General features: G+C 71.8%; 4 protein-coding genes and 1 pseudogene. 1 reads left to right on the plus strand and 4 read right to left on the minus strand.

The window, feature by feature from the left end:
* Nucleotides 1–232: 232 nt before the first annotated feature.
* The 4 genes from accC to V7050_RS18380 all read right to left on the minus strand — a co-directional run bounded on the left by accC (nt 233) and on the right by V7050_RS18380 (nt 4,230).
* On the minus strand, nt 233–1,576 hold the full coding sequence (accC, locus tag V7050_RS18365) for an acetyl-CoA carboxylase biotin carboxylase subunit (protein ID WP_324374550.1): 1,344 nt from the start codon (nt 1,574–1,576) through the stop codon (nt 233–235).
* A gap of 25 nt (nt 1,577–1,601) precedes the next feature.
* Nucleotides 1,602–2,096 carry an acetyl-CoA carboxylase biotin carboxyl carrier protein gene (gene accB / locus V7050_RS18370; RefSeq protein ID WP_324368275.1) on the minus strand — a complete coding sequence of 165 codons (495 nt, stop codon included), beginning with the start codon at nt 2,094–2,096 and terminating at the stop codon, nt 1,602–1,604.
* A 113-nt stretch (nt 2,097–2,209) separates the two neighbouring features.
* On the minus strand, nt 2,210–2,974 hold the full coding sequence (locus V7050_RS18375) for a DsbA family protein (RefSeq protein WP_324368273.1): 765 nt from the start codon (nt 2,972–2,974) through the stop codon (nt 2,210–2,212).
* A gap of 8 nt (nt 2,975–2,982) precedes the next feature.
* A complete protein-coding gene (locus V7050_RS18380) occupies nt 2,983–4,230 on the minus strand; it encodes a M48 family metalloprotease (protein ID WP_324410980.1) in 1,248 nt (415 codons plus the stop codon).
* 150 nt (nt 4,231–4,380) lie between these two features.
* Here V7050_RS18380 and V7050_RS18385 point away from each other — a divergent pair.
* Nucleotides 4,381–4,514: pseudogene (locus tag V7050_RS18385) on the plus strand (pyridoxal phosphate-dependent aminotransferase); the annotation flags it as partial.

The following is a 4,514-nucleotide window of genomic DNA, read 5'->3' on the forward strand; positions in this document are numbered from 1 at the left end:
GAAGCGCCCGCCTGGGGGGCGGGCGGGCGCTGCCCGTGCTGGCGCACGGGCGGGATGTGTGGCGGCATTGCGCGCCTTTCGAGCGGAACGCGCGAGCGCGGAGGCCCCGGGCGCGAGGACGTTGCCGCAGGCAGGAAGATGCGCGCGGATTTGTCTCGCGCCAAATCCGCGAAGGACAGGCGGACCGTCTGGATGCCACTGGCCGGCTCGCGGCTAGCTGCCGGAGCCGGCATCAGCTTTCGCGCGCCAGCCATTTCTCGAGCCAGTGGATGTCGTAGCGTCCGGACTGGAGGTCGGGTTCGTCGAGCAGGGCGTGGAAGAGCGGCATGGTGTTGTCCACGCCGTCGATGATCAGCTCCGACAGCGCCCGGCGCAGCCGCGCCAGCGCGAGGTCGCGGGTGCGGGCATGCACGATCAGCTTGCCGATCAGGCTGTCGTAATAGGGCGGGATCACGTAGCCGTCGTAGATCGCGCTGTCCATGCGCACCCCGAGGCCGCCCGGCGCGTAATAGGTGCGGATCCGCCCGGGGCTCGGCGTGAACTGCGGCAGGCGCTCGGCGTTGATCCGGCATTCGATGGCATGGCCGGCGGGAACGAGGTCGTCCTGGGTGAAGGACATCGGCAGCCCGGCCGCCACGCGGATCTGCTCCTGGACGATGTCGACGTCGTAGATCGCCTCGGTCACGGGATGCTCGACCTGGAGGCGGGTGTTCATCTCGATGAAGAAGAACTCGCCGTCCTCGTAGAGGAACTCGATGGTGCCGGCGCCGGCGTAGTCGATGCGCGCCACCGCCTCGGCGCAGATCTGGCCGATGCGCGCCCGGGTCGCGGCGTCGATGACCGGGGAGGGCGCCTCCTCGAACACCTTCTGGTGCCGGCGCTGCAGCGAGCAGTCGCGCTCGCCGAGATGCACGGCATTTCCCTTGCCGTCGCCGAAGACCTGGATCTCGATGTGGCGCGGCCGGCCGAGGTAGCGCTCGAGATAGACCTCGTCGTTGCCGAAGGCGGCCTTGGCCTCGGAGCGCGCGGTCTGGAAGGCCTGCGCGAGATCCTCGGGGCCGCGGGCGAGCTTCATGCCGCGGCCGCCGCCGCCGGCGGTCGCCTTCACGATCAGGGGGAAGCCGACCTCGCCCGCCACCCGCTGCGCCGCCGCGAGGGTCGGCACCCCGCCGTCGGAGCCCGGGACGCAAGGCACGCCCAGGTCGCGCATGGTTTCCTTGGCGGTGATCTTATCGCCCATCAGCCGGATGTGCTCGGAAGTCGGGCCGATGAAGGTCAGCCCGTGGTCCTCGACGATCTGCACGAAGGCGGCGTTCTCGGAGAGGAAGCCGTAGCCGGGGTGGATCGCCTCGGCGCCGGTGATCTCGCAGGCCGAGATGATGTTCGGCACCGAGAGATAGCTCTGCGTCGCCGGCGGCGGGCCGATGCAGACGCTCTCGTCGGCCATGCGCACATGCATGGCATGGGCGTCGGCGGTGGAATGCACCGCGACGGTGGCGATGCCCATCTCCTTGCAGGCGCGGTGGATGCGGAGCGCGATCTCGCCCCGGTTGGCAATCAGGATCTTCTTGAACATCGGGGTCTCCGGGCCCTCGGCCGCGTCATTCCAGGATGATCAGGGGGGCGCCGAATTCGACCGGCGAGCCGTCCTCCACCAGGATCCGCTTGACCCGCCCGGCGCGCGGCGCGGGGATCTGGTTCATCGTCTTCATCGCCTCGATGATGAGGATCGTCTGGCCCTCGGTCACCGCGTCGCCGACCTTGACGAAGGGCGGCGCCTCGGGCTCGGCCTGGAGATAGGCGGTGCCGACCATGGGCGAGGGCACGACGCCGGGATCCTCGGTCGGGTCGAGCGCCGGCGGCGGCGTCGAGGCCGCGCTGGCGGCTGCCGCGGCATGGGCGGCGGGGGCCGGCGCGGGCGCCGGCGCGGCGAGCACCGGTGCGGCATGCTGTATCTGCCGGGCGACGCGGACGGTCAGCGAGTCGGCGTCGCCGTATTCGCGGTTGACCTCGATCTCGGTGAGGTCGTTGGCGCGCAGCATCTCCGCCAGGGCCTGGATGAAATCGACGTCGGAATCCTGGGGTCGCTTGCTCATCTCATGTTCTGTTCTTGTTATGTGCGGGCCTGGCCGGCCCCTGTCCCGGCAGGATCCTCTATAGGCTGCGCCCGCGAAAGAGGAAAGTGCGGAAATTTCCCGTGGAGTCTTGATCACTCGCTCTCGCGCAGCGCCGCCACCAGGGTCTGCATCTGGTCGAGCGGGAGATAGCCGCGCACCATCTGGTCGCCGAAGACGAAGGTCGGGGTGCCGGAGACCGCGAGGCTCTCGGCGAGCGCCCGCGTCCCGGCGAGGCGGCGGGTCACCTCCTCGGCCTCCATGCCGGCGCGGATCGCCGCGGGGTCGAGGCCGGCGGCGGTCAGTTCCTCGTCGAGCACCGCGTCGTCGATCGGGCCCTGCAGGCCCATCAGCCGGTGGTGCAGCGTCCCATAGGCCTCGGGGCCTTCGGCGAGCAGAGTGGCGATGGCGGCGCGGGCCGCCAGTTCCGAGCCGGGGCCGAGGATCGGCATCTCCTTGACGATCCAGCGGATGTCGCCGTCCTCCGCGATCAGCCGGGTCAGCTCGGGATGGGCGCGCCGGCAGAAGCCGCATTGGTAGTCGAGGAATTCCACCACGGTGACGCTGCCCTCCGGGTTGCCGCCCACATAGGAGAAGCCGTCGTCGAAGATCGCCGCCGCATGGGCCGCGACGAGATCGCGATCGGCCTCGGCGGAGGCGGCCTTGCCCTCCTCCTCGAGCAGGGCGACCATCTCGCGCAGGATCTCGGGGTTCTCCAGCAGATAGGCGCGGATCTCGGCGTGCAGCATCGCGCGATCGGCCTCCGACAGCGTCTCGGAGGCCTGGCCCGCCGGCGCCGCGAGCGACGCTGCGGCGAGGCCCGCCAGGACGGCCAGGGTCGGGAGGGAGGGGAATCGCATGGGCAACCTCACTTCTGCGCGCGGCGCGCGACGGTGATCACATCCTGGGCCTGCAGCCAGCCCGGCGAGCCGGCGGGCAGCAGGCCGGCGGCGCGGCCGGCGTGGCGTTCGGCATCGGCGAAGCGGCCTTCGAGCACGAAGCGTTCCGCCGTGGCGAGCGAGGCCGCGCCCTCGTCGCCGAGACGCGCCTCGGCGAGCGCGAGGTCGCGGTACACGCCCGCATTCGCCTTGTCGAGGGCCGCGGAGCGGGTCAGCACCGCGCGGGCCTCGGCATCGGCCGCGCCATCCTCGAGGTTGAGCAGGGCGCGGCCGAGGCCGGCGAGGATCAGCGGCTCGGCGGGGGCGAGCGCGACCGCCGCGCGATAGGCGGCGACCGCCCCGCCGGCCTGGCCGGATTCGAGCAGGAACTGGCCCTTCAGCTCGTGGTAATAGGCATCCTCGGGCCGCGCGGCGATCAGCGTATCGGCCAGGGCCGCGGCCCGCGCCGGGTCGGGGCGGCGGTGCGCGGCGATCGCCCGGGCGAGCGTGGCCGCCTCGGAGCCGTCGCCGGCGGGATAGCGGCGCTGGACCTCCGACGGGCGCCCGAGGAAGCCGGTGATCTTGGCGACCATGCGGGCGTGCCAGTAGACATCCTCGGGCGATGGCCCGTCGCCGTGGGGCAGGGTGGCGGTCTTCTGCTCCAGGAGGGCGATGCGCTCGCTCCAGAGCGGGTGGGTCAGGGCATAGGGGTCCATGCGCGAGGGCATCAGCGCCTCCTGCCCGCGGAAGAGGTCGAGCACCTCGAGCATGGCCGCCGGGTCGCTGCCGGCCGCGGCCATGTAGCGGATCCCGGCCTGATCGGCGCTCGCCTCCTCGGCGCGGTTGTGGGCGAGCATGCTGCGCTCGGCCGCCTGGCGGCTGCTGCTCGCGATGGCGAGCCCGGCGGTGGGGCTGCCGCCCGCCGTCGCCGCCGCCGCCCCGATCATGCCGATGAGCGCCATGCCGCGCGCGCCCTTCATCGCCTGGTCGCGGCGCGCCTGGTGGCCGCCGGTGATATGGCCGGTCTCGTGGGCGATCACCGCGCGCAGCTGGTCGATCGTCTCGAGCCGCGCGAGCAGGCCGGTGAAGAGGAAGATGTTCTGCCCGCCCGCCACGAAGGCGTTCAGCTCGCGGTCGTTGACGATATAGACATGCACCGAGGCGGGATTGAGCCCGGCCGCACGGAAGACCGGATTGGCGATGCGCGCCAGCGTGCGCTCGACCTCGGCATCGCGCACGAGGCTCTGCGCCGCCGCCCCCGAGAGGGAGGCGGCGAGCGCGAGAAGGCCCAGCAGGAGAATCCGCAGCCGCAGGTCGTCGTCTCCGTCGGTTGCGCCCGCCGGGAAATCATGGCTGAAGGGGGCGCGGCAGATCCTAGGAGACCCAGGGTGCGAAGTTCAAGCCGGGGCGAGGTCGATCCCTTCATTGTGATGGACGTCATGGAGGCGGCGCGGGCCGCGGAGGCGGCGGGGCGCTCGATCATCCACATGGAGGTCGGCCAGCCCGGCACGCCGGCGCCCGC

Source organism: Amaricoccus sp. (assembly GCF_036846665.1).
GTDB lineage: Bacteria > Pseudomonadota > Alphaproteobacteria > Rhodobacterales > Rhodobacteraceae > Amaricoccus.